Consider the following 24231-nt stretch of genomic DNA (forward strand, 5'->3'; position numbering starts at 1 on the left):
GGACCGCGCTGTCAGGAGGTTTCGGCATGAGCGCACACCCCGCCGGGCCGAGGCACGCGGAGATTCCGCACGCTCCCAACCTGCCCGAACGACCGAGTTCGCCGGGGCAGATGATCGAGCTGCCCGCGAACGTATGGCCGCGCAACGCCGCTCGCGACGACGACGGTGTCGTGCGGGTGGGCGGTGTCTCGGTGCGCGAGCTCGCCGCCGAGTTCGGCACCCCGCTGTTCGTCGTCGACGAGGACGATTTCCGGTCCCGTTGCCGCGACATGGTGCGTGCCTTCGGACCCGGTGCGCGCGTGCATTACGCCTCGAAGGCATTTCTGTGTGGTGAGGTCGCGCGCTGGATTCGCGACGAAGGGCTTTCGCTGGATGTGTGTTCCGGCGGCGAACTCGCGATCGCGCTGCACGCGGGCTTCCCCGCCGAGCGAATCGCCCTGCACGGCAACAATAAATCCGTCGGCGAACTGGAAGCCGCGGTGACCGCCGGAGTCGGGCACGTGGTGGTCGACTCGTTGATCGAGATCGAACGACTCGAGGCCGTCGCGGGCCGCGCCGGGGTGGTGCAGGACGTTCTCGTTCGTGTCACTGTCGGTGTGGAAGCCCATACCCACGAATACATCTCGACTGCGCACGAGGATCAGAAGTTCGGTTTTTCGATCGCGGGCGGCGACGCCATGGAAGCGATCGCTCGCGTCTTCGACGCGGACAACCTGCGCCTGGTCGGTCTGCACAGCCACATCGGGTCGCAGATCTTCGAGATCGACGGCTTCGAGATCGCCGCTCGCCGCATGCTCGGGCTGCTGCGCGAGGCGATCGAGAAGTTCGGTGTCGAACGCACGGAGCAGATTTCGATCCTCGATCTCGGTGGTGGCCTTGGTATCTCGTACCTGCCCAGCGACGATCCGCCGCCGCTGGATCAGTTTGCCGCGAGCCTGCGTGAACTGGTCGCCGCCGAAGCGGGGCGTGCGGGACTTCCGGTACCGACCATCGCCGTCGAACCGGGTCGCGCGATCGCGGGACCGAGCACGGTGACGCTGTACGAGGTCGGCACCATCAAGGACGTCTCGCTGGACGGCGGTCTGCGCAGGCGATATGTCAGCGTCGACGGCGGGATGAGCGACAACATCCGCCCGGCGCTGTATCAGGCCGACTACGACTGCCGACTGGTCTCGCGCACGTCCGAGGCGGCACCGGTGGTGGCGCGGGTGGTTGGAAAGCACTGCGAGAGCGGCGATATCGTCATCCGCGACACCTGGCTGCCCGCCGATGTCGGCCCGGACGACCTGGTCGCGGTCGCCGCGACCGGCGCCTACTGCTACTCGATGTCGAGTCGATACAACCAACTGACCCGACCCGCCGTCGTCGCTGTTCGCGAGGGCGTGCCACGGCTGATCCTGCGGCGGGAGACGATCGCGGACCTACTCGGCTTGGAGGTCTGAGTGCGCCGTGATCGAGTCCTATCGGTAGCAGCCCTACCGGTACCAGCCCCGCCGGTACCACCACGGAAGAACACAGAGGTGCAAGCATGACGGCAACGACGAAGAGCCCGTGGGGAATCGATCGTCCGATCGGTGTCGCGGTCCTCGGTATGGGCAACGTCGGCACCGAGGTGGTGCGCATTCTGCGTGAGCAGCCCCAGGATTTGCAGGCCAGGGTCGGCGCGCCGGTGGTGCTGCGCGGTGTCGCGGTGCGCAATGTCGATATCGACCGCGGTGTCCCCGCCGAGTTGCTCACCACCGACGCCGAAGCGCTCGTCGCGCGCGATGACGTCGACTTGGTGGTCGAGCTGATCGGCGGTATCGACCTGCCGCGTCAGCTGATTCTCGCCGCGCTCAACGCGGGCAAGTCCGTCGTCACCGCCAACAAGGCGTTGCTGGCCGAGTACACCGGCGAACTCGCCGCCGCCGCCGAAAACACCCGCGCCGACCTGTATTTCGAGGCCGCGGTGGCGGGCGCGATCCCCGTGGTGCGTCCGCTGATCCAGTCGTTGGCCGGTGATCGGGTCGACCGCGTGGTCGGCATCGTCAACGGCACCACCAATTACATTCTGTCCGCGATGGACGAGACCGGCGCCGATTACGCCGCCGCGCTGGCCGAGGCCACCCGCCTCGGGTACGCGGAGGCCGACCCGACCGCCGACGTGCAGGGTTTCGACGCCGCGTCGAAGGCGGCCATTCTGGCTTCGTTGGCGTTCCACACCCGCGTCACCGCCGCCGATGTCTACCGCGAGGGCATCTCCAGGATCACCGAGGAGGACCTGGAGACCGCGTCCGCGCTGGACTGCACGGTCAAACTGCTGGCTATCTGCGAACGCGTCGTCGGGATTCCCGGTGAGCCGCTGCCCGAAGACGGCGGCAAGGAGCGGGTCTCGGTGCGGGTCTACCCGGCGCTGATCCCGCGCAAGCATCCACTCGCTTCGGTGACCGGGGCATTCAATGCCGTGGTCGTCGAGGCACAGAACGCGGGACGGCTGATGTTCTACGGACAGGGCGCTGGCGGTGCGCCTACCGCATCCGCTGTGCTCGGCGACTTGGTGATGGCCGCACGCAACAAGTTCTATGGCGGTCGCGCTCCCGGCGAATCGGTTTATGCTGAGCTACCGATCGCGCCGATCGGTGACACTCCCACCCGTTACCACGTGAACCTCCAGGTCGAAGACCGCCCCGGTGTGCTGGCCAAGGTCGCGGGTGAGTTCGCCAAGCACGAGGTGAGCATCTCCACGGTCCGCCAAGAGGGACACGGTGAAGGTGCTCGGCTGGTGGTGGTCACCCACCACGCGCTGGAGTCGGCGCTCGCGGAGACCGTGACCGCGTTGGCGAATATGGAATCCGTCACATCCGTGACCAGCGTCTTGAGATTGGAAGGCACCGAAGAATGACTACCGGAGTGCACACCCGCTGGCCGGGACTGATCGCCGCGTACCGTGATCGACTCCAGGGCGCCGCCGACTGGGAACCGGTGACGCTGTTCGAGGGCGGCACACCGTTGGTGCCAGCCCCGCACCTGTCCGAGCTGACCGGCTGCGAGGTGTACCTGAAGGTCGAGGGTCTCAACCCGACCGGTTCGTTCAAGGACCGCGGCATGACCATGGCCATCACCGACGCCAAGTACCAGGGGCAGAGCGCGGTGCTGTGCGCCTCCACCGGCAACACCTCGGCATCGGCGGCCGCCTACGCGACTCGGGCGGGGATGACCTGCGCGGTGCTGATCCCGCAGGGCAAGATCGCGATGGGCAAGCTGGCCCAGGCGGTGATGTTGGGCGCGAAGATCATTCAGGTGGAGGGCAACTTCGACGACTGCCTGGAGCTGGCACGTAAGGTCACCTCGGACTTCCCGAGCATCGGTCTGGTGAATTCGGTGAACCCCGCGCGTATCGAGGGGCAGAAGACCGCGGCGTTCGAGATCTGTGATGTGCTCGGCCGCGCACCGGACGTGCACGCGCTGCCGGTCGGTAACGCGGGCAACATCACCGCGTACTGGCGCGGGTACCGCGAATACCACGCCGACGGCATCACCACGAGCTTGCCGCGCATGCTCGGCGTGCAGGCCGCGGGTGCCGCGCCGTTGGTGAATGGTGCGCCGGTGAAGGATCCGGAGACCATCGCGACCGCCATCAGGATCGGCGCACCCGCCTCGTGGAACAGCGCGGTGCGGGCGCGCGAGGAGTCCGATGGTGTGTTCCGTGCCGCCACCGACGACGAGATCCTCGCCGCCTACCGGTTGGTCGCCGCCACCGAAGGCGTGTTCGTGGAGCCCGCGTCGGCGGCCAGCGTCGCCGGTGTGCTCGCCGCGCGCGAGGAGGGTTGGCTCGATTCGGGACTGACCGTCGTCTGCACGGTCACCGGCAACGGATTGAAGGACCCCGACACCGCGCTGCTGGGAATGCCGCAGGTGCAAGCGATTTCGGTCGACCCGGTCGCGGTGGCCGCCGAACTGGAGCTGGCCTGAGTTGGATCGTCGACGAAGCCCGCTGATGACCAGGACATTGCCGCCCGGTCTCGCGGTGACCGCGAAGGTGCCTGCCTCCAGCGCGAATCTGGGACCCGGATTCGATTCGCTGGGCATGGCATTGGGTATCTATGACGAAATCGAGGTGCGCACCACCGATTCCGGTTTGACGATTCGGGTCGAGGGTGAGGGTGCCGACGATGTCCCGTGGGGGCCCTCGCATCTGGTGGTGCGTGCGCTCGAACGCGGCCTGGAGTCAGCCGGTGTCTGGGCCGATGGTCTCGATGTGGTGTGTCGCAACGTGATTCCCCATTCGCGTGGTCTCGGGTCCTCGGCGTCGGCCGTGGTCGGGGGTCTCGCGGCGGGTAGTGGCCTCGCCGCCAAACTCGATCCGGCACTTGCCAGTTCGGACGAGACCCTGGTGCAGCTGGCCGCCGAGTTCGAGGGTCATCCCGACAATGCCGCGGCCAGCGTGCTCGGCGGCGTCGTGGTGTCATGGACCGAGACCGACCGTGCGGCCGACGTCGGTCGCAACGGGGTACCGGCCGCCGAGCATCACGGGCGGCTCTACCGTGCCGTTCGGCTCGACCCGCATGCGTCGTTGCGTCCGGTGGTGTTGATTCCAGGGGAGCGGTCCTCGACCGCGCACACCAGGGGCCTGTTGCCGGAGGCGGTGCCGCACGGTGACGCCGCGTTCAACGCGAGCAGATCCGCACTCGCGGTGATCGCACTGACCGAACGACCCGATCTGTTGATGCCAGCTACCGCCGACCGGTTGCATCAGGCCCAGCGCGCACCGGCGCTACCGCTCACCACCACCTGGATTTCGCGGCTGCGCGCGGCGGGTATCGCCGCGACGGTCTCCGGCGCGGGGCCCACCGTATTGGCCTTGGGTACCAGCGAATTCCCTGCGGAACTGCGCGAACTCGCGGAGTTGGACGGGCTGCGCGTGGTCGAGCCGGGACTCGCCGACGGCGTGCGGATCGACTGACGGCGCGTCCGCCTTGCCGATGTTCCCACCTGGCAGCTATCCTTGGCACGTCCGTACATCGTGCGCATCAGACGCCGGTGCTTCATCAGGGCAATCGCTCCAGCAGGCTCCAGGCTCGAGCCTCCAGGCCATGGGGGTGCCGCGTCGGTCTCGGCAGCTGCGCAACTGGAATGATCTCTCCCACCTTTTCCACCTCCGGTGGCAAAGCCGCTGGGGCAGGTGATACGGCACACGCGCCCGCACGGACGCACCACGCATCCTGGTCCGGCACAACGTCCGGACTGCGGGACGAACCCTCGAATCAGCACACGGTTGTCGAGGGAAGGAAAGGAATTCCGTGACAGATACGGACCTGCTCGCGACACCCGAGGTGGAAGCAGACTCTAGAAACTCGGGCGACCGCGAAAGTGACTCCGGACAGATTGCGAAGATGAGCGAACAAACCGACGTCGCACGATCGGGGCTGACTGGAATGTTGTTGCCGCAGTTGCGCGCACTGGCGGGGGAGCTCGGTATCCGAGGCACCTCCGGGATGCGTAAGGGCGATCTGATCGCCGCCATCAAAGAGAACCAAGCGGGGAGATCGGCGCGGGCGGACAAGCCCGGCACCGACGAGGTCAAAGCCGCCCCCGAGGCCAAGGCGGCCGGTTCGACGAAGGCCGCAGGGGGTCAGAAGAGCGCCGATGCCAACGCGGCAGGCGACAAGGCGGCCGACGCGGCACCCGCGAGCGGCACCGACGCTCCTCGTTCCGGCCGTGGCCGTGGCGAACAGGGCGCGAAGGCCGACCAGAACGCGAGAGCCGAGCAGACCACCCTCGATGTGGCGCAGTCCGCCGCGGTGAGCGAGGCTCCCGCCGCGAAGAAGGACACGCAGGAGAATTCCTCGCGCTCGAATTCCGGACGTTCGAACTCCGCTCGGGGCAATTCCGCGCCGAGCAACGGCGCTGCGGCCAACCCGGCAGCGCAGAACGGGGCGGCACAGAACAGCACCGCCGTCGAGGAGTCGACCCCGAACGCATCCGAGACCACCAGTGGCAGCGACGATTCCGGCCGTGAAGGTGGTGGCGGCGGACAGCGCGGCCGAGGCCGTCAGCGGCGCGGACGCGATCAGTCCAGGTCCGGCGGTGACAACGCGAACGCCGACAACCGTGGCGACAACCGCAACGCCGACAACCGCGGCGAGGAGTCCAAGCAGGACAACGAGCAGCAGGGCGAGCGCCGGCGCAATCAGTCCAACGATCAGCGTGGCGACCGCAACCAGAACGGTGGCGGTGGCCGAGGTGATGGTGGCCGCGGCGGCGACAACCGCAATAACAACAACGACGACGACGAGGGTGGTCGCGGACGCCGAGGACGTCGCTTCCGTGAGCGTCGTCGTGGGCGTGACCGCGACGGTGGCACCGGCGGTGGCGGCGAGGCCCGCGAGTTGGAGATCCGCGAGGACGACGTGCTGCAGCCCGTCGCGGGAATCCTCGACGTGCTCGACAACTACGCGTTCGTGCGGACCTCCGGCTACCTGGCCGGCCCGAACGATGTCTACGTGTCGATGAACCTCGTCCGTAAGAACGGACTGCGCCGCGGCGATGCCATCACCGGCGCCGTGCGTGCTCCCCGCGACGGCGAGCAGAGCAATCAGCGGCAGAAGTTCGATCCGCTGGTGCGCCTGGACACCGTCAACGGTGGTGAGGTGGACGCGGCACGTCGGCGGCCGGAGTTCAGCAAGCTGACTCCGCTCTACCCGAATCAGCGGCTGCGCTTGGAAACCGAATCGCACAAGCTGACCACGCGCGTGATCGACCTGATCATGCCGATCGGTAAGGGGCAGCGCGCACTGATCGTTTCGCCGCCGAAGGCGGGTAAGACGACGATCATGCAGGACATCTCCAATGCGATCGCGACCAACAACCCGGAGTGCTACCTCATGGTGGTGCTGGTCGACGAGCGTCCTGAAGAGGTCACCGACATGCAGCGTTCGGTGAAGGGTGAGGTCATCGCCTCCACCTTCGACCGCCCGCCGTCGGACCACACCTCCGTCGCCGAACTCGCGATCGAGCGCGCGAAGCGCTTGGTAGAGATGGGCAAAGACGTTGTGGTGCTGCTCGATTCGATCACCAGGCTCGGTCGCGCGTACAACAACTCCTCGCCCGCCTCTGGTCGCATCCTCTCCGGTGGTGTCGACTCGACCGCGCTGTATCCGCCCAAGCGGTTCCTCGGCGCGGCGCGCAACATCGAGAACGGCGGCTCGCTCACCATCATCGCGACCGCGATGGTGGAGACCGGTTCCACCGGTGACACGGTGATCTTCGAGGAGTTCAAGGGCACCGGTAACGCGGAGCTCAAGCTGGACCGCAAGATCGCCGAGCGTCGAGTGTTCCCCGCGGTGGACGTCAATCCGTCCGGTACCCGTAAGGACGAGCTATTGCTGAGCTCCGACGAGGCCGCGGTGCTGCACAAGCTGCGTCGCGTTCTGTCGGGCCTCGACTCGCACCAGTCGATCGACCTGCTCATCGACCGCTTGAAGAAGAGCAAGAACAACCTGGAGTTCTTGATGCAGGTGAGCAAGACCGCGCCTGGCGCACTGGACGAGTAGTCGTCGCAGTCGCACCGAAAGGGCTCCGCTGAGGCGGGGCCCTTTCGGCGTTCTCGGCCCGAAGAAGAGCAGCCCGACGAGGGCGGCACCGACGATCACGCCGCCGAGGATCACCGCCGTGTCGAGTGCGCGACCATGCGCGAGGGCCGGGTCGTGGACGCTGTGGACCTGCGCAGCCTGCGGTTCCAGCGCGTAGGTGGCGGTGGTCGTGGTGTCCAGTTCGGCGAACCAGCCCACCACGATGAGGGCGATCAATACTCCGAAGACCGCGGTCGCCGTCCACTTCTTCACCGAGTTCCCTCCTTCGGATCGGCATGCCGATGTACAAGAGATCACTCTATGAACGGAGGCGTTCGCCTACCCGAGTAGCGAGCTACCCGAATCCAGCGTTGCGCGATGCGGCGGGAAGCGCGTGCCCGCAATTCCAGGGGGAGTGTGCACGGTGGCCAGCCATGGGGCGGGAACAAACCGAGTACCGGGGGTGTTTTCGGTGCGTAGCAGCTGTTCTGGCATACTGAGCGGCTGTTGCGTCTGCTCACTCGAGCAGACCTCCCGCCTAGTCGGTTCCGGTTCACGTTCTCGCGTCCGCGCGAAAGCGACCCGGCGACCAATATCGAGAGGACACCCATGAAGGCAGGAATTCACCCGACGTACGTCGACACCACGGTCGTCTGTGGTTGCGGCAACACGTTCCAGACTCGCAGCACCAAGGAGTCGGGACAGATCACCGTCGAGGTCTGCTCGCAGTGCCACCCGTTCTACACCGGCAAGCAGAAGATTCTCGACACCGGTGGCCGCGTGGCCCGCTTCGAGGCCCGCTACGGCAAGCGCGCCGACCGCAAGAGCGCGGATACGAGCGCGAAGTAGCTTCCTCGCCGACGCCCGGTTCTGTTAACGCAGGCCGGGCGTCGGTGCTTTGTGTGGACAGCTACCAGAAGAAAGAAGCACAGTGACCCAACCGTCCGCGATCGATGACATCCTGGCCGAACACGCGGGCCTCGAGACCCAGCTGGCCGATCCCGCGCTGCACAATGATCCGGGCGCGGCGCGCAGAGTCGGCAAGCGTTTCGCCGAACTCGCGCCGATCATGACCACCTACACCAAGCTGCGCGCCGTCCGCGACGACCTCGAGGCCGCCCAGGAGCTCGCCGCCGACGATGCCGCGTTCGCCGCGGAAGTTCCCGAGCTGCAACAGCAGGTCACCGAGCTCGAACAAACACTCGCCGACCTGCTCGCCCCCCGTGACCCGCACGACGGTGACGACGTGGTGCTCGAGGTGAAGTCGGGCGAGGGCGGCGAGGAGTCCGCGCTGTTCGCCTCGGACCTGGCCAGGATGTACATGAGGTACGCCGAGCGACACGGCTGGAAAGTCGAGATCCTCGACGTCACCGTCTCGGATCTCGGCGGCTACAAGGATGCGACGTTGTCGATCAAGAGCCGGGACGCGGCCCGCGACGGTGTCTGGTCCCGCTTCAAGTTCGAGGGCGGCGTGCACCGCGTGCAGCGCGTTCCGGTGACCGAATCGCAGGGGCGCATCCACACCTCTGCCGCGGGCGTACTGATCTACCCGGAGCCCGACGAGGTCGAACAGGTGCAGATCGATGAGTCCGACCTGCGTGTGGACGTCTACCGGTCCTCGGGCAAGGGCGGCCAGGGTGTCAATACCACCGACTCCGCCGTCCGGCTGACCCACCTGCCCTCAGGCATCGTGGTGACCTGCCAGAACGAACGCTCGCAGCTGCAGAACAAGGCGCGCGCCATGCAGGTTCTCGCCGCGCGCCTGCAAGCGCTGGCCGAGGAACAGGCCGATCAGGAGGCTGCCGCGGGCCGCGCGAGCCAGATCAGGACGGTCGACCGTTCCGAGCGTGTGCGCACCTACAACTTCCCGGAAAACCGCATCGCCGACCACCGCATCGGCTTCAAAGCGCACAACCTGGACGCGGTTCTGGACGGTGACATGGACGCGCTGCTCGACGCGCTGGGCAAGGCCGACCGCGAAGCACGCATGGCCGCTGAGTAACTCGAAAAGTCCTGTGGTGAGACTTCTTGGTCGAGTCTCGGTGACGAGGGTGTGGGTGGTCGGCGCTACGGCTGAATCGACCGAACCCGACCGCCCTTGTGATCGGACCGAGTGCCGCCTCGGCGCCAACGCGTGCTGTACGAGACCCCTGAATCCGGCCCGCACGCGCTGCCGATGCGCACCGACGATCCGCGGCGTGCGGAATTCGGCGGCGGCCGACTGACACCAAGGCTCGATTGTCATCGCCTCCCCGTTCTGATCGCAGCCGCGCTGCCTCGATGATCTCGAAGCGCAATCGTTGCCGGTGGCCAGCGGCGGCGGTGAGTGCGTTCGTGACAATTGGGGCACGGCCGCCGGTCCGAGTCTTTCCCCGCGCGGATTCGCGGGGAGCGGCGAGCCGTGCGCGGCCCGCCGTCCCACCGCAACGACTCGACGACTAACACCGTCTCGGCCGCGTCGGCGCCCTTGGTCTCCACGCACAGCCAACCGGCGCCGCGCGCTCGCCACGATGGCGAATCCGTGACCGAGGCCCAGGGTCTCGTGGTCGGTGGGCGAGCCTGTCGGGTTGCGGCGAAGGCGCACGGGACCGGCGTGACCAGCGAGTCTGCGGATAGGGCACAGTGGCGGCATGTCGAGCCGAATAGTGTTGCGCCCCGCCATCAATGCCGCGGCGGAGAGATTGGCGGCCGCGGGGGTGCACAGTCCGCTGGTCGACGCCGAACTGCTGGCCGCGCATGTGCTCGGCGTAGAACGCACTCGGCTGGTGCTCACGCCGTTGGTGTCGGCGCAGGTGCTCGCCGAGTTCGAGCGGTTGGTCGCTCGGCGCGCGCAGCGGATTCCTTTGCAACACCTGACCGGAACCGCCGCGATGGGGGAGATCGACCTCGCGGTCGGGCCGGGTGTGTTCGTGCCGCGCCCGGAGACCGAATTGTTGTTCGCCTGGGCGTTGGCGCATCTCGAGGCGGTGGCGCACGAACGAGCGCCGGTGGTCGTCGACCTGTGTACCGGGTCGGGGGCGTTGGCCTTGGCGATCGCGCACGCGCGACCCGACGCCGACGTGCACGCCGTCGAGCTCGATCGGGACGCGCTGCGGTGGACGCGGCGCAACGCGGACTTGCGCGTCGCCGACGGTGACACCCCGATCACCCTGCACGCCGCCGACGTCACCGCACCCGACGTGCTCGACGAGCTGACCGGGCGGGTCGACATCCTGGTCGCGAATCCGCCCTACATTCCCGCGGACGCGGTGCTGGAACCCGAAGTGGCCGAACACGATCCACCTCGTGCGCTGTTCGGCGGCGTCGACGGCCTCGACGTGGTCCGCGCGATGGTGCCTGCGATCGCCAGGCTGCTGCGTTCCGGCGCCGAGATGGCGATCGAGCACGACGACACCAACGGTGCCGACCTGGCCGCGTTGCTGGCCCGACACGGCGAATTCAGGGGCATCACCGAGCACCCCGACCTGGCCGGCAAGCCGCGCTTCGTCGCGGCGTGGCGGCGCTGACCACCACCGGGTCCGCCGATCGTCACTCCGCGCGCCGGCGGCGCGACGGAAATCGGCAGCACACGGCGACGGGGGTCGCGGGTGCGTCGTAGACCGTGATGATGGCAACCGGTGACCGGCGTGACAGGATAGTGACCGTGAGTAGCGTCTACGACTGCGCGGATACCGACTCGCGCGCCGCAGGAATCTCCGCGGCCACCAGCGCCCTCAAATCGGGGCGGCTCGTCGTGGTGCCCACCGACACGGTGTACGGCCTAGCCGCCGACGCGTTCGATTCCACCGCGGTGAACGCGCTGCTCGCGGCCAAGCGCCGCGGCCGCGACATGCCGGTGCCGGTGCTGGTCGGCTCGTGGCACACCATCGACGGACTGGTGTTCTCGGTGCGCCCGCAGGCCAGAGAACTGATCAGCGCGTTCTGGCCGGGTGGCCTCAGTCTCGTTGTGCAGCAAGCGCCTTCGCTGGCCTGGGACCTCGGGGACACCCGGGGCACCGTAATGCTGCGTATGCCGCTGCACCCGGTGGCTCTGGAGTTGCTGCGCGAGGTGGGACCGCTCGCGGTATCGAGTGCCAATGTGTCGGGTAAGCCGCCCGCGACGACGTCGGACGAGGCGCGTGAGCAGCTCGCCGGTCTTGTCGACGTGTACCTCGATGGTGGTCGCGCGGAGAAGTCCGTGCCGTCCACCATCGTGGATCTGACCGCCGACCAGCCGAGAATCCTGCGCGAGGGCGCGGTCTCGGCAGCCGACGTCGCCGAGGTACTCGGCACCACACCGGAGGCGCTCACCAGTGCCCCGGCCCGGTAGTCGCATGGCGGACCAGATAATCGGATGATCGGCTCGAGTGCGGTAGTTCCTCTGCGCGAGCTGTTGCTCGTGTTGCTGACCTCTTCGGCGGTCACCTTCCTCGCCACCGGCGGCATTCGCGTCCTCGCCATCAGGTTCGGTGCGGTCGCCGTCCCGCGCGAACGCGATGTGCACGTGCGCACGGTGCCGCGCATGGGTGGTGTCGGTATGTATATCGGCGTGGTCGCCGCTGTGCTGTTCGCCCATCAGCTGCCCGCGTTGCGCCGTGGGTTCGACTACGCGCCGGACATTCCCGCGGTGCTGGTCGCGGCGACGTTGATCGTGCTGGTCGGCATCGTCGACGACCGGTGGGGGCTGGACGCGCTCACCAAATTCGCGGGGCAGGTCACGGCGGCCGGTGTGATGGCTGTCATGGGTTTGAGCTGGTACGTCATCTACAACCCGTTCAACGACTCCACGGTCGTACTCGACGCCTTGCAGGGCGGTCTGGTGACGGTGGCGATCTCGGTGACGCTGATCAACGCGATGAACTTCGTCGACGGGCTCGACGGGCTCGCGGCGGGCCTCGGTTTGATCACCGCGGCCGCGGTATTCGTTTTCTCGGTCGGGCTGCTCTACGACCAGGGCGGTTCGGTCGACACCTACCCGCCCGCGATGCTCGCCGCCGCGCTCGCGGGCGCGTGCCTGGGATTCCTGCCGCACAATTTCCAGCCCGCGCGGATATTCATGGGCGACTCCGGCTCGATGCTCATCGGATTGATGCTCGCGGCCGTGTCCACCGGTGCCTCCGGTCGAATTCCCCTACAGGGTTACGGTCCCCGCGACATCGTCGGTCTGCTCTCGCCGCTGCTGCTCGTCGGCGCGGTGATGTTCATTCCGGTGCTCGATCTGTTGTTGGCGATCGTGCGCAGGGTGCGCGCCGGGGTGAGTTTCTCCACCCCGGACAAGATGCACCTGCATCACCGTTTGCTGCAGATCGGGCATTCGCACCGCAGGGTGGTGCTTTTGATCTATTTATGGGTCGGTGTGCTCGCGTTCGGTGCGGTCGGTACGTCGTTGATCGACCGAAGACTGGTGGTGTTGTTCGTCGCTGGCGGCCTCATTTTCGCCTTGGTGGTGACCGCGATTCCCGGCATGCGACGCAGGGAGGCCGCAGGGGAGAAACCATCGTCCGGGTAAAGTCCTACTCGTGAGTTTGGTTAACCCGGTCGCCGGTCCCGACGCCCCGCTCAAGGCCGCGCTGCGCTACGGCCTCATCGGATTGGGTGTTCTCGTGGTGCTGGCGGTGGCTATCGGCACCGCCGTCTCCGGGGTGCCCGGCCTCTGGGGTGGGCTGCTCGGCGCGCTCATCGGCGGTGGCTTCATCCTCACCACGGTGGCCGCCGTGCTGTTCGGTTCGAAGCTGCCGCCGAGCACCGCGGGAATGGTGGTGCTGGCGAGCTGGGCCGGAAAGATGCTGGTGGCGGTGGTGATCATCGCGATACTGAACCGATTCGACTTCTACGACCGGGTGGTGTTGTTCCTGACGGTCGTCGGCGCGCTGCTGATCGTCCTCGGCGCGGAGACCTACGGGGTTCTGCGTCAGAAGGTTCCGACTGTTACGGTGCCCGAAGCGGATGACGAATCTGGTACCGGCGGGTAATAACCGTACCCACCTACACGCTGTCGTAGATAACTTGGTAAAGTCTTGGTAAGCAAGCGACCAAGTGTCGGGCGATCAGCAAGGTCCCCGAGCGTGCCGCTATGCTTACTGCCGTACCGGGCCGCAGGGTCCGGTTCTGCATGTCGACGATGTCGCCGACACACGTACAGACGCCATCGGTGGGAGTTACACCCTTACCGCTCAGCTGCTGACGAAATTCGAGCCGACCTGAGTCGACCAATTGATCGTCAATGTCCGATCGAACCGTGGGAACGAACGAACCCACGGCCCGAACACGGGAGAGAACGCTGAGCGTCACCACTTTGGCGGGCGAGTTCCACGCGCCGTCGCTGTCCGACTTCTTCCCTCCAGCGGTGCTGTTCGAGGGTACGCCGTTCGAACTCGATCGTCTGATGCTGATTCGACTGCTGATGACAGTGGTGCTCATCGCGGTCATGGCACTGGCTTTCCGTAGCCCCCGCATCGTGCCGCGCGGCCTGCAGAATGTCGCCGAATACGGTCTGGTGTTCGTCAAGGAACAGATCTGCGAGGAAATCCTCGGTAAAGAGTCCGGTCGGCGCTACTTCCCGCTGATCGCCACGATCTTCTTCACCGTCTTGTTCTTGAACTTCTCCAGCATCGTGCCGTTCCTGAACATCTCGTCGAATGCGCGCGTAGGAATGCCGCTGGTATTGGCGGCCATCGCCTATATCGCGTTCAACGCCATCGGCATCAAGAAGTACGGCTTCTGGAAGTACATGCGTAGCAGCATCGTCGTGCCCGACGTGCCGATCGCGCTGCACTTCCTGCTGATTCCGATCGAGTTCATCTCGACCTTCATCCTGCGCCCGTTCACGCTGACCGTGCGACTCATGGCCAACATGTTGGCAGGTCACATCATGTTGGTGCTGTTCTTCAGCGCCACGTGGTTCTTCCTGTTCGACGCTACGGCGTGGATGAAGGTGTTCTCGCCGTTCTCGCTGCTGGCCGGCATCGGCTTCACGCTGTTCGAGATGCTGGTCATCTTCTTGCAGGCGTATGTGTTCGCCCTGCTGACAGCCGTGTACATCAGCCTCGCGCAGCACGCTGCCGACCACTGACTCCAACCGCATACCTACCGCGAAAACCTGCTACGCCGCGCTGACCGGCCGGCGAGCAATAGAAAGGGAATGGAAGACTCATGAGCCTCGCGTACTTGGCCCAGGAAGCCGCCACCAACTCCGACAAGATCAAGGGCTACGGCGCCATCGGCTACGGCCTGGCCGCCATCGGCCCCGGCATCGGCGTGGGCATTGTCGTCGGTAAGGCGATCGAGGGCATCGCGCGTCAGCCCGAGCTGCAGGGCACGATCCGCACCAACATGTTCCTCGGTATCGCGTTCACCGAGGCCCTCGCGCTGATCGGCCTCGTCGCCGGCTTCATTTTCTGATTGCCATGAACAGGCTTTCAGTGTTCGCCGCGGAGGAGGGGAGCGATGTCAATCCCCTCATTCCCGAGACATACGACATCATCTGGTCGATAGTCTGCGTCGCGATTATCGGGTTCGCGTTCTACAAGTTTGTGGTCCCCCGCTTGACGAAGGTGCTCGACGAGCGCGCCGACAAGATCGAGGGTGGGATCCAGCGTGCCGAGGCCGCGCAGGAAGAAGCCCAGCTCACGCTGCAGCAGTACCAGCAGCAGCTGGCTGACGCCCGGCTGGAGGCCGCGCGCATCCGTGAGGAAGCGCGTGTCCAGGGTCAGCAGATCCTCGCGCAGATGCGGACCGACGCCCAGGCCGAAAGCGACCGCATCATCGCCGCTGGCCACAGTCAGCTGGAAGCCCAGCGTCAGCAAATCCTGACCGAGCTGCGTTCCGAAGTCGGCCAGACGGCCGTCACCCTGGCCGAGAAGATCATCGGTCAATCGGTTTCGGACGAGGCGAAGCAGGCGGCATCGATCGATCGGTTCCTCAGCGAACTCGACGATTCGAATGCCGGCATCGGGGTCGGAAGGTAGCCATGCTCGAGCGGGTCAGCGGCCGGAATCGGCGGATAAGCACGCTCGCCGAGGCCGTCCCTGCCAAGCATGGTTCAACCAGGCACGGGTCAACACAGTGAAAGTGAGAAGCATGTACGCAGCGAGCCGCGAGGCAAGCTCCCGGTCCAGGGAGGCACTTCGGGCCGCCCTGACCGGCAGCGACGGTGTTGCGGCCACGGCGGGATCCGAACTGTTCGCCGTCGTCGCAGTGCTGGACGATGAGCGTTCGCTGCGTGTCGCGCTCGCGGACGTTTCGGTGCCGGGTCAGTCGCGGGCCGAGCTCAGCGAGCGGGTCTTCGGCGGAAAGGTCAGCGCGGCGACGCTCGCGGTGCTGACCACCGCGGTGGCGCAGAACTGGTCACGCACCGCCGACATGGTCGACACCCTGGAACTGCTCGGGCAGGAAGCGTTGCTGGCCTCGGCCGCCGACAGCGGTCGCCTCGGTGCCGTCGAGGACGAACTGTTCCGGCTCGGCCGGATCGTCGCCGACAACCCCGACCTCGAGCAGGCGCTGGCAGATCGGTCCAAGCCGGCGAACGCGAAGCGCGAACTGATCGGTCGCCTGCTCGCGGGCAAGACCGAAACCATCACCCAAACCCTCACGGAGCAGGTGGTGACCAGGCAGCACACCGGAATCAGCGTGGCATTGGACGATCTGTCCGACCTGGCAGCGGCCCGTCGCGACGAGATCGTCGCGCATGTGCGCGCCGCCACCGCGGTGACCGGGCCACAGCGTGAACGGCTGGCCGAGTCGTTGCGACGCATCTACGGCAAGCCGGTGACGGTGCACGTGCAGGTCGATCCGAGTTTGTTGAGCGGCATCGTCGTTCGTGTCGGTGACGACGTGATCGACGGCAGTGCCACCGGCCGACTGGAACGGCTGCGTCGGTCGCTGAGCTGACGCCCCCACCCCCCGACATTCGAGACACCGAGAGCAGGAAGAACATGGCGGAGCTGACGATCTCCTCCGACGAGATCCGTAGCGCGATTGCGAGCTACACCCAGAGCTACACCCCGGAAACCTCCATCGAGGAGGTCGGCGTTGTCACCGATACCAGTGACGGTATCGCGCACATCAGCGGCCTGCCTTCGGCGATGGCCAACGAACTGCTCGAGTTCCCCGGCGGCGTGCTCGGCGTGGCACTGAACCTCGAGGACCGCGAGATCGGCGCCGTCGTGCTCGGTGAGTACGCGAACATCGAGGAGGGCCAGCAGGTCCGCCGCACCGGTGACGTGCTCTCGGTCCCGGTCGGCGACAAGTTCCTCGGCCGCGTGGTCAACCCGCTCGGCCAGCCGATCGACGGTCTCGGCGAGATCGAGGCCGAAGGCCAGCGTGTGCTGGAACTCCAGGCCGCTTCGGTGCTGGAGCGCCAGCCGGTCGAGGAGCCGATGGCCACCGGCATCACGGCCGTCGACGCGCTCACCGCGATCGGGCGTGGTCAGCGTCAGTTGATCATCGGCGACCGCAAGACCGGCAAGACCGCGGTCTGCATCGACGCGATCCTGAACCAGAAGGCGGCCTGGGAGTCCGGCGACTCCACCAAGCAGATGCGCTGCATCTACGTCGCGATCGGCCAGAAGGGCTCCACCATCGCGGGCGTCAAGTCCGCGCTGGAGGAGCAGGGCGCGATGGAATACACCACCATCGTCGCGGCCCCCGCCTCGGACTCGGCCGGCTTCAAATGGCTTGCGCCCTACACCGGTTCGGCGCTCGGTCAGCACTGGATGTACCAGGGCAAGCACGTCCTGATCGTGTTCGACGACCTGACCAAGCAGGCCGAGGCCTACCGCGCCATCTCGCTGCTGCTGCGTCGCCCGCCGGGCCGCGAGGCCTACCCCGGTGACGTCTTCTACCTGCACTCGCGTCTGCTCGAGCGTTGCGCCAAGCTGTCGGACGAACTCGGCGCCGGTTCGATGACGGGTCTGCCGATCATCGAGACCAAGGCCAACGACATCTCGGCGTTCATCCCGACCAACGTCATCTCCATCACCGACGGTCAGGTGTTCCTCGAGTCCGATCTGTTCAACAAGGGTGTGCGCCCCGCGATCAACGTCGGCACCTCGGTTTCCCGTGTCGGTGGTGCCGCGCAGACCAAGGGCATGAAGAAGGTCGCCGGTTCGTTGCGTCTGGAAATGGCGCAGTACCGCGAGCTGGAGGCGTTCTCCGCCTTCGCTTCCGACCTGGACGCGGCGTCGCTCGCTCAGCTGGAGCGCGGCGCCCGCTGGGTGGAGCTGCTCAAGCAGGACCAGTACAGCCCGGTGGCGGTCGAGGACCAGATCGTGTCGATCTTCCTGGTCGACAGCGGCTACTTCGACTCCGTTCCGGTCGCCGACGTGCGCCGCTTCAACCAGGAACTGCTCGAGGACCTGCACCGCACGGCCGCCGACGCGTTCGGTGCGATCGAAGGCGGCAAGGTGCTCACCGGCGACGCCGCCGAGTCGATCAAGTCCGCGACGGATGCCTTCAAGCAGGGCTTCCTCGCCTCCGACGGCACCCGCGTGGTGAACGAGGCGGCGGCGGGCGAACTCGGCCACGAAGAGGTCGAGTCCCTGTCGGTGACCCGCAAGCACGTCGAGAAGTAACGGCGGGTCGTGATGACATACCAGGTCCCCGACGGGAGCGGAAGGCAGGCGTGCAGTCGTACGTCGGCCGCCGCTGGCCGTCGATTCACGCCAGCGACCCAGGAGTGTGACCGCTGATGGCGAACTTGCGTGAATTGCGCTCCCGCATCCGTGGTGTGAATTCGATCAAGAAGATCACCAAGGCCCAGGAGCTGATCGCGACCTCGCGAATCACGAAGGCGCAGGCCAGGGTCGCGGCGGCGAAGCCGTACGCCGAGGAGATCACGAAGGTACTCGGCGAGCTGGCGAGCGCGTCGAAGAACCTGTCGCACCCGTTGCTGACCGAGCGTCCGAATCCGCGTCGGGCCGCTGTACTGGTGATTACCAGTGACAGCGGCATGTGCGGTGGTTACAACGCGAATGTGCTGCGGCGCGCCGAGGAGTTGTTCACCACGCTGCGCGAGGAGGGCAAGGAGCCGGTGCTCTACGTCATGGGCAGCAAGGGCCTGACGTATTACACCTTCCGTAACCGTCCGCTGGTGTTCTCGTGGTCCGGATTCTCCCAGCAGCCGAAGTACACCGATGCCTCGGCCGCGTGCCGTCATCTGGTGGACAGCTTCATGGTGGGTTCCGACGGTGTGGTTCCCGCGCCGAACGGCACGGAGGACATCGCCGGTGTCGACGAACTGCACATCGTGTACACCCGGTTCGTATCGATGCTGACGCAGACTCCTGAGGTTCGCCGCTTGGCGCCCATTCAGGTGAGCTACGTCGACGAGAGCTTCGATCTGGGCGAGGACAGTCTGTCGGATTCGGCGACCGCCGAGGTGCGGGCGCAGTACGAGTTCGAACCCGACGCGGACGTGTTGCTGGCGGCGCTGCTGCCGAAGTACATCAACACCAGGATCTACTCCTCATTGCTCGAGGCGGCGGCGTCCGAGTCCGCGGCTCGGCGTACCGCGATGAAGGCGGCCACGGACAACGCCAACGAATTGGCCGAAGGCCTTTCCCGGCAGGCGAATTCGATCCGGCAGGCCAACATCACGCAGGAAATCAGTGAAATCGTCGGCGGCGTCAACGCGCTAGCTGCGAGTTCGGACCGCGACTAAGCGCAGCGGCCAAGTGCCGCCCACTGACACGGAAGAAGACCAATGACCGCAGCAGTCACACAAGACAACACGAGCCAGACGGGAGCGACCGAAGGTCGCGTCGTCCGGATCATCGGCCCCGTCGTGGACGTCGAGTTCCCGCGTGGCTCGATCCCCGCCCTTTTCAACGCTCTGCACGCCGATATCGCGCTGAAGTCGGTGGCGAAGACCCTCACCCTCGAGGTCGCCCAGCACCTCGGTGACGGCATCGTGCGCACCATCTCGATGCAGCCGACCGACGGCCTTGTCCGTGGCGCGAGCGTCTCCGACACCGGTAAGCCGATCTCGGTGCCGGTCGGCGACCTCGTCAAGGGCCACGTGTTCAACGCCCTCGGCGATTGCCTGGACACCCCCGGCCTCGGCCGCGACGGCGAGCAGTGGGGAATCCACCGCAAGCCACCGTCATTCGATCAGCTCGAGGGCAAGACCGAGATCCTGGAAACGGGCGTCAAGGTCATCGACCTGCTGACCCCGTATGTGAAGGGCGGCAAGATCGGTCTGTTCGGTGGTGCCGGTGTCGGCAAGACCGTGCTGATCCAGGAGATGATCACCCGTATCGCGCGTGAGTTCTCCGGCACCTCGGTGTTCGCCGGTGTCGGTGAGCGCACCCGTGAGGGCACCGACCTGCGCCTGGAAATGGAAGAGATGGGCGTCCTGCCGGACACCGCCCTCGTCTTCGGTCAGATGGACGAGCCGCCCGGCACGCGTATGCGTGTCGCGCTCTCGGCGCTGACCATGGCGGAGTACTTCCGCGATGTGCAGCACCAGGACGTGCTGCTGTTCATCGACAACATCTTCCGCTTCACCCAGGCCGGTTCCGAGGTCTCGACCCTGCTGGGTCGTATGCCTTCGGCCGTCGGTTACCAGCCAACGCTGGCGGACGAGATGGGTGAGCTCCAGGAGCGCATCACCTCGACCCGTGGTCGGTCGATCACCTCGTTGCAGGCCATCTACGTGCCCGCCGACGACTACACCGACCCGGCTCCGGCGACCACCTTCGCCCACCTGGATGCGACGACCGAGCTTTCGCGCCCGATCTCGCAGAAGGGCATCTACCCCGCCGTCGACCCGCTGACTTCGACCTCCCGCATCCTGGAGGCCTCGATTGTCGGCGACCGGCACTTCGCGGTGGCCAACGAGGTGAAGCGAATCCTGCAGAAGTACAAGGAACTTCAGGACATCATCGCCATCCTCGGCATGGACGAGCTCTCCGAAGAGGACAAGGTTCTCGTCGGTCGTGCCCGTCGTCTGGAGAAGTTCCTCGGCCAGAACTTCATCGTGGCCGAGAAGTTCACCGGCCAGGTGGGTTCGGTTGTGCCGCTCGAGCAGACCATCGACGACTTCGAGCGGGTGTGCAAGGGCGAGTTCGACCACTTCCCCGAGCAGGCGTTCAACAGCTGCGGCGGTCTCGACGACGTCGAGGCGGCCGCGAAGAAGATCGCAGGAAAGTAGCCACCCATGGCGGAAATTTCAGTTGATCTCGTCGCTGTCGAGCGACTGCTCTGGTCCGGCCGGGCGTCGTTCGTCAGCGCGCAGACCACCGAGGGCCAGATCGGCATCATGCCGGGCCACGAGCCGTTGCTCGGCCAGTTGGTCGAGGGCGGCACGGTGACCATCGTGGATGTCGAGGGTGAGCGCATCATCGCCGCAGTGCACGGTGGCTTCTTCTCGGTGACCGGCAACTCGGTGCGCATTCTCGCCGAGTCGGCGGAGTTCGCTGCCGAGGTGGATGTGGAGTCGGCGCGTCAGGTGCTCGCCGACGCCGAGGCCACCGAGGAGGCGCAGCGGATCGCGCAGGGCCGCGTGCGCGCGGTCGAGCAGGTCGGCAAGGCATAGGCGACGACCTGAGGCAATAGGCGACGACCTGAGGCATGAGAACTGCCGGTGGCGAGGGAAACTTCGCCGCCGGCAGTCGTCGTTTCCAGCCCAAGACACGGCCGGGCCATTTGTAAACTCGGGTCCGTGGTTGAATGACGACGGAGTGTCGATGACACGGCGGCGCAGCGAAGGGATGGACAGCACATTGCAAACCGGGATGGTTCTCCTGATCATTCTGGTGCTGATCCTTGTGTTTCTCGCCGGTGTCTCCACGTATCGCCTGATCATGCTGCGTCGCGGCGGAACCGCCGCGATCCTGCGGGTATTGCCCGCCGACGGCGGTCAGGGCTGGCGGCACGGTCTGATCCGCTACGACGAGGATCGGCTGGTGTTCTTCAAGCTGACGAGTCTCAAGCTCGGTCCCGATTCGGTGATCCGTCGGCAGGGTCTCGAGATCGGTGAGCGCAGGGGTCCACGTGGCGACGAGTACGACATCATGATCGACGGCATCGCGGTGGTGGGTGTCTCGGATCCGCACGGCGCGTTCGAGTTGGCGTTGGATCGTGATTCGTTGACCGCGTTCTCGTCCTGGGTGGAGTCGCGCCCGTCGGATCGCACACGGCGGATGCGCTGAGTTTCCGTATTGTCGGTATTCCCATGATGTTTCGCGCCGACCGGCCGCGACCGGCACACGCGCGGGGGTTGCGGCGGTAGGGTTGTGCCGATGAGCGTGCATCTGACGCGGATCTACACGCGGACCGGCGACGACGGAACCACGGGACTGAGCGACTTCTCCCGTGTCGCGAAGACCGATGCCCGACTTGTGGCCTACGCGGACTGTGACGAGGCCAATGCCGCGATCGGTGTCGCGATCGCCCTGGGACAACCGGACCAGGCGATCGTCGAGCTGCTGCGACAGGTACAGAACGATCTTTTCGACGCTGGCGCCGACCTTTCCACCCCCGTGGTCGCGGACCCCGAGTACCCGCCGTTGCGAGTCACCGAGGACTACATCGAGCGACTGGAGGCGTGGTGTGACGAGTTCAATGCCGAACTGCCCGCGCTGAACTCGTTCATCCTGCCTGGCGGGACGCCTTTGGCGGCGTTGTTGCACACGGCTCGTACCGTCGCAAGGCGCGCGGAGCGTTCCGCGTGGGCGGCCGTGGCGGCCTACCAGGACGACACGAGCGTCCTGCCGGCCAAGTATCTGAACCGACTGTCGGACCTGTTGTTCATCCTGGGCCGCGTCGCGAATCCGGGCGGCGATATCCTGTGGAAGCCGGGCGGAACCCGGTCGAACACCCCGTCCGATTCCTGAGTCTTATCCACCGACGACATGGGTAATCCGCCGACGGTACGGACCGCACCCAGGCATCCGACCGCAGGCTTCGTAACGACCACGCTCCCGAGCGCGCTCAATACACGAAGTGGCGGCACAGGCCGCAACTACCTTTGCACTCCAGAGTGCGCCGAATACGCGGAGAGGCGGCATGGAACGGTTTTTGGTTACCGGCGGGAATCGACTCGTCGGTGAGGTCGCGGTGGGAGGCGCTAAGAACAGCGTCTTGAAGTTGATGGCCGCTGCGCTCTTGGCCGAAGGCACCACCACGATCACGAATTGTCCGGACATCCTGGACGTGCCGTTGATGGGTGACGTGCTGCGCGGCCTCGGCTGCGACGTCGCGATCGACGGTCCTGTGGTCTCCATCACCACACCCGCGGAGCCGAAGTATCACGCGGATTTCCCCGCGGTGACGCAGTTCCGCGCGTCGGTCTGTGTGCTCGGCCCGTTGATGGCCCGGTGCAAGCGCGCGGTGGTCGCGCTACCCGGTGGTGACGCGATCGGTTCGCGCCCATTGGATATGCACCAGGCCGGTCTCCGTCTGCTCGGCGCGACCAGCGAGATCGAACACGGTTGCGTGGTCGCGCGTGCGGACGAGCTGCTCGGCGCCAAGATCCGACTCGATTTTCCTTCGGTCGGCGCGACGGAGAACATTTTGATGGCCGCGGTGCTCGCCGAGGGCGAGACGGTCATCGACAACGCGGCCCGCGAGCCGGACATCGTCGATCTCTGCACCATGCTGGTGCAGATGGGCGCGAAGATCACCGGTGCCGGCACTTCGGTGCTCACCATCGAAGGTGTCGAGCGGCTGTCGCCGACTACGCACCGGGTGATCGGTGATCGAATCGTGGCTGCGACCTGGGGTATCGCGGCGGTGATGACGACGGGCGATGTCCGAGTGACCGGGGTGAACCCGAAGCATCTGTCGTTGGTGCTGGACAAGTTACGTTCGGCGGGCGCGCGGATTTCGTTCGAGCCCGACGGTTTTCGGGTGATCCAGGCGGATCGTCCGCGCGCGGTGAACTTTTCGACGCTGCCGTTCCCCGGGTTCCCGACCGACCTGCAGCCGATGGCCATCGGGTTGGCGGCGATCGCGGACGGCACGTCGATGATCACCGAGAACATCTTCGAGGCGCGGTTCCGTTTCGTCGAGGAGATGATCCGGTTGGGTGCCGACGCGAGGACCGATGGGCATCATGCGGTGGTGCGTGGCATTCCACGGTTGTCCAGCGCGCCGGTGTGGTCGTCGGATATTCGCGCGGGTGCCGGGCTGGTGTTGTCCGGGTTGGTTGCCGACGGGGTGACCGAGGTGCACGACGTCTTCCACATCGATCGCGGCTACCCGAACTTCGTCGAGCAGATGCAAAGTCTCGGCGGGCAGGTGGAGCGAGTGGGTTCGCCGAATTCACCTAAACAAGCCACCTGAGGCGTGGGACGCGTGTCGTCGTGTGGGCTTGAAAGTAGTTCCTGACCAGGCGATTTGACATCGTTCACGGCGACACGTAACTTTATTCGAGTCAGAGCGACACGGACACCGACCCGGGGCCGGAGAGCAAGGCGGAAGCGCTGAGCGAGGCCAGGGAAACGAGGTAGTACGAGGAGCGCCTGGCACTCCAAGTAAGGTTCGATCGGGACCCCGATTTTGTTTGGGTTCTGGGTTGGGCTAGAGTGGGAAACCTGCCGCACGGATTGATCGGGTTAAGGCCCGGGAGATTGTGTGTGCGTGTGTTCTTTGAGAACTCAATAGTGTGTCGATGAATGTCAGTGCCAAATTTTATTTGGTTCCGATGCTTTTGCACCCCCGTGTGAGGGTGTCGGACATTTTAGTCAACATTTTTTGTTGG

General features: G+C 66.0%; 22 protein-coding genes. All 22 read left to right on the plus strand.

Annotated elements, in window-relative coordinates:
• Nucleotides 1-26 precede the first annotated feature (26 nt).
• The 22 genes from lysA (at nucleotide 27) to murA (ending at nucleotide 23813) form a co-directional block, all read left to right on the plus strand.
• Entirely contained in the window at nucleotides 27-1442 is a 1416-nt protein-coding gene (gene lysA / locus ABEA50_RS29070; RefSeq protein ID WP_345499530.1) for a diaminopimelate decarboxylase, read from the plus strand.
• Between the two features lie 86 nt (nucleotides 1443-1528).
• The gene (locus ABEA50_RS29075; protein WP_345499532.1) at nucleotides 1529-2881 is read left to right on the plus strand and encodes a homoserine dehydrogenase; all 1353 of its coding nucleotides are present in this window, start codon (nucleotides 1529-1531) and stop codon (nucleotides 2879-2881) included.
• Nucleotides 2878-3951 carry a threonine synthase gene (thrC, locus tag ABEA50_RS29080; protein WP_345499533.1) on the plus strand — a complete coding sequence of 358 codons (1074 nt, stop codon included), beginning with the start codon at nucleotides 2878-2880 and terminating at the stop codon, nucleotides 3949-3951. Before ABEA50_RS29075 ends, thrC begins: the two co-directional genes overlap by 4 nt.
• A 25-nt stretch (nucleotides 3952-3976) precedes the next feature.
• On the plus strand, nucleotides 3977-4942 hold the full coding sequence (thrB, locus tag ABEA50_RS29085) for a homoserine kinase (RefSeq protein WP_345499534.1): 966 nt from the start codon (nucleotides 3977-3979) through the stop codon (nucleotides 4940-4942).
• Between the two features lie 430 nt (nucleotides 4943-5372).
• Nucleotides 5373-7532, plus strand: a complete 2160-nt coding sequence (gene rho, locus ABEA50_RS29090; protein ID WP_345499535.1) for a transcription termination factor Rho — start codon at nucleotides 5373-5375, stop codon at nucleotides 7530-7532.
• Between the two features lie 627 nt (nucleotides 7533-8159).
• Nucleotides 8160-8399, plus strand: coding sequence for a 50S ribosomal protein L31 (rpmE, locus tag ABEA50_RS29095; protein WP_345499536.1), 240 nt, complete (start codon nucleotides 8160-8162; stop codon nucleotides 8397-8399).
• A gap of 82 nt (nucleotides 8400-8481) precedes the next feature.
• On the plus strand, nucleotides 8482-9552 hold the full coding sequence (prfA, locus tag ABEA50_RS29100; protein ID WP_345499537.1) for a peptide chain release factor 1: 1071 nt from the start codon (nucleotides 8482-8484) through the stop codon (nucleotides 9550-9552).
• Between the two features lie 628 nt (nucleotides 9553-10180).
• On the plus strand, nucleotides 10181-11056 hold the full coding sequence (gene prmC / locus ABEA50_RS29105; RefSeq protein WP_345499538.1) for a peptide chain release factor N(5)-glutamine methyltransferase: 876 nt from the start codon (nucleotides 10181-10183) through the stop codon (nucleotides 11054-11056).
• A 137-nt stretch (nucleotides 11057-11193) separates the two neighbouring features.
• The gene (locus tag ABEA50_RS29110) at nucleotides 11194-11859 is read left to right on the plus strand and encodes an L-threonylcarbamoyladenylate synthase (RefSeq protein WP_345499539.1); all 666 of its coding nucleotides are present in this window, start codon (nucleotides 11194-11196) and stop codon (nucleotides 11857-11859) included.
• Between the two features lie 24 nt (nucleotides 11860-11883).
• Nucleotides 11884-13038: a glycosyltransferase family 4 protein gene (locus ABEA50_RS29115; RefSeq protein ID WP_345499540.1), complete on the plus strand. Its 1155-nt coding sequence runs from the start codon at nucleotides 11884-11886 to the stop codon at nucleotides 13036-13038.
• A gap of 10 nt (nucleotides 13039-13048) precedes the next feature.
• Nucleotides 13049-13501 carry a hypothetical protein gene (locus ABEA50_RS29120; RefSeq protein WP_345499542.1) on the plus strand — a complete coding sequence of 151 codons (453 nt, stop codon included), beginning with the start codon at nucleotides 13049-13051 and terminating at the stop codon, nucleotides 13499-13501.
• A gap of 251 nt (nucleotides 13502-13752) precedes the next feature.
• The gene (gene atpB, locus ABEA50_RS29125; protein WP_345499543.1) at nucleotides 13753-14601 is read left to right on the plus strand and encodes a F0F1 ATP synthase subunit A; all 849 of its coding nucleotides are present in this window, start codon (nucleotides 13753-13755) and stop codon (nucleotides 14599-14601) included.
• An 80-nt stretch (nucleotides 14602-14681) separates the two neighbouring features.
• Nucleotides 14682-14930 (plus strand): ATP synthase F0 subunit C, encoded by a 249-nt coding sequence (locus ABEA50_RS29130; RefSeq protein ID WP_345499545.1) that lies wholly within the window; start codon nucleotides 14682-14684, stop codon nucleotides 14928-14930.
• Nucleotides 14931-14935: 5 nt separating this feature from the next.
• The gene (locus tag ABEA50_RS29135; RefSeq protein WP_345499546.1) at nucleotides 14936-15496 is read left to right on the plus strand and encodes a F0F1 ATP synthase subunit B; all 561 of its coding nucleotides are present in this window, start codon (nucleotides 14936-14938) and stop codon (nucleotides 15494-15496) included.
• Between the two features lie 112 nt (nucleotides 15497-15608).
• Nucleotides 15609-16418: a F0F1 ATP synthase subunit delta gene (locus ABEA50_RS29140; protein ID WP_345499547.1), complete on the plus strand. Its 810-nt coding sequence runs from the start codon at nucleotides 15609-15611 to the stop codon at nucleotides 16416-16418.
• A gap of 44 nt (nucleotides 16419-16462) precedes the next feature.
• Complete coding sequence (atpA, locus tag ABEA50_RS29145) at nucleotides 16463-18100, plus strand: F0F1 ATP synthase subunit alpha (protein WP_345499548.1); 1638 nt, start codon at nucleotides 16463-16465, stop codon at nucleotides 18098-18100.
• A gap of 116 nt (nucleotides 18101-18216) precedes the next feature.
• Nucleotides 18217-19188, plus strand: coding sequence for a F0F1 ATP synthase subunit gamma (locus ABEA50_RS29150; RefSeq protein ID WP_345499549.1), 972 nt, complete (start codon nucleotides 18217-18219; stop codon nucleotides 19186-19188).
• Nucleotides 19189-19230: 42 nt separating this feature from the next.
• Nucleotides 19231-20679 (plus strand): F0F1 ATP synthase subunit beta, encoded by a 1449-nt coding sequence (gene atpD, locus ABEA50_RS29155; RefSeq protein WP_345499550.1) that lies wholly within the window; start codon nucleotides 19231-19233, stop codon nucleotides 20677-20679.
• A 6-nt stretch (nucleotides 20680-20685) separates the two neighbouring features.
• Complete coding sequence (locus tag ABEA50_RS29160) at nucleotides 20686-21063, plus strand: F0F1 ATP synthase subunit epsilon (protein ID WP_345499551.1); 378 nt, start codon at nucleotides 20686-20688, stop codon at nucleotides 21061-21063.
• Between the two features lie 199 nt (nucleotides 21064-21262).
• Complete coding sequence (locus ABEA50_RS29165) at nucleotides 21263-21679, plus strand: DUF2550 domain-containing protein (RefSeq protein WP_345499580.1); 417 nt, start codon at nucleotides 21263-21265, stop codon at nucleotides 21677-21679.
• A 90-nt stretch (nucleotides 21680-21769) separates the two neighbouring features.
• Nucleotides 21770-22363 carry a cob(I)yrinic acid a,c-diamide adenosyltransferase gene (locus ABEA50_RS29170; protein WP_345499552.1) on the plus strand — a complete coding sequence of 198 codons (594 nt, stop codon included), beginning with the start codon at nucleotides 21770-21772 and terminating at the stop codon, nucleotides 22361-22363.
• 172 nt (nucleotides 22364-22535) lie between these two features.
• Nucleotides 22536-23813 carry a UDP-N-acetylglucosamine 1-carboxyvinyltransferase gene (gene murA / locus ABEA50_RS29175; protein ID WP_345499553.1) on the plus strand — a complete coding sequence of 426 codons (1278 nt, stop codon included), beginning with the start codon at nucleotides 22536-22538 and terminating at the stop codon, nucleotides 23811-23813.
• Nucleotides 23814-24231 lie beyond the last annotated feature (418 nt).

The sequence above is a fragment of the Nocardia callitridis genome (assembly GCF_039543305.1).
Classification (GTDB): Bacteria; Actinomycetota; Actinomycetes; order Mycobacteriales; family Mycobacteriaceae; genus Nocardia; species Nocardia callitridis.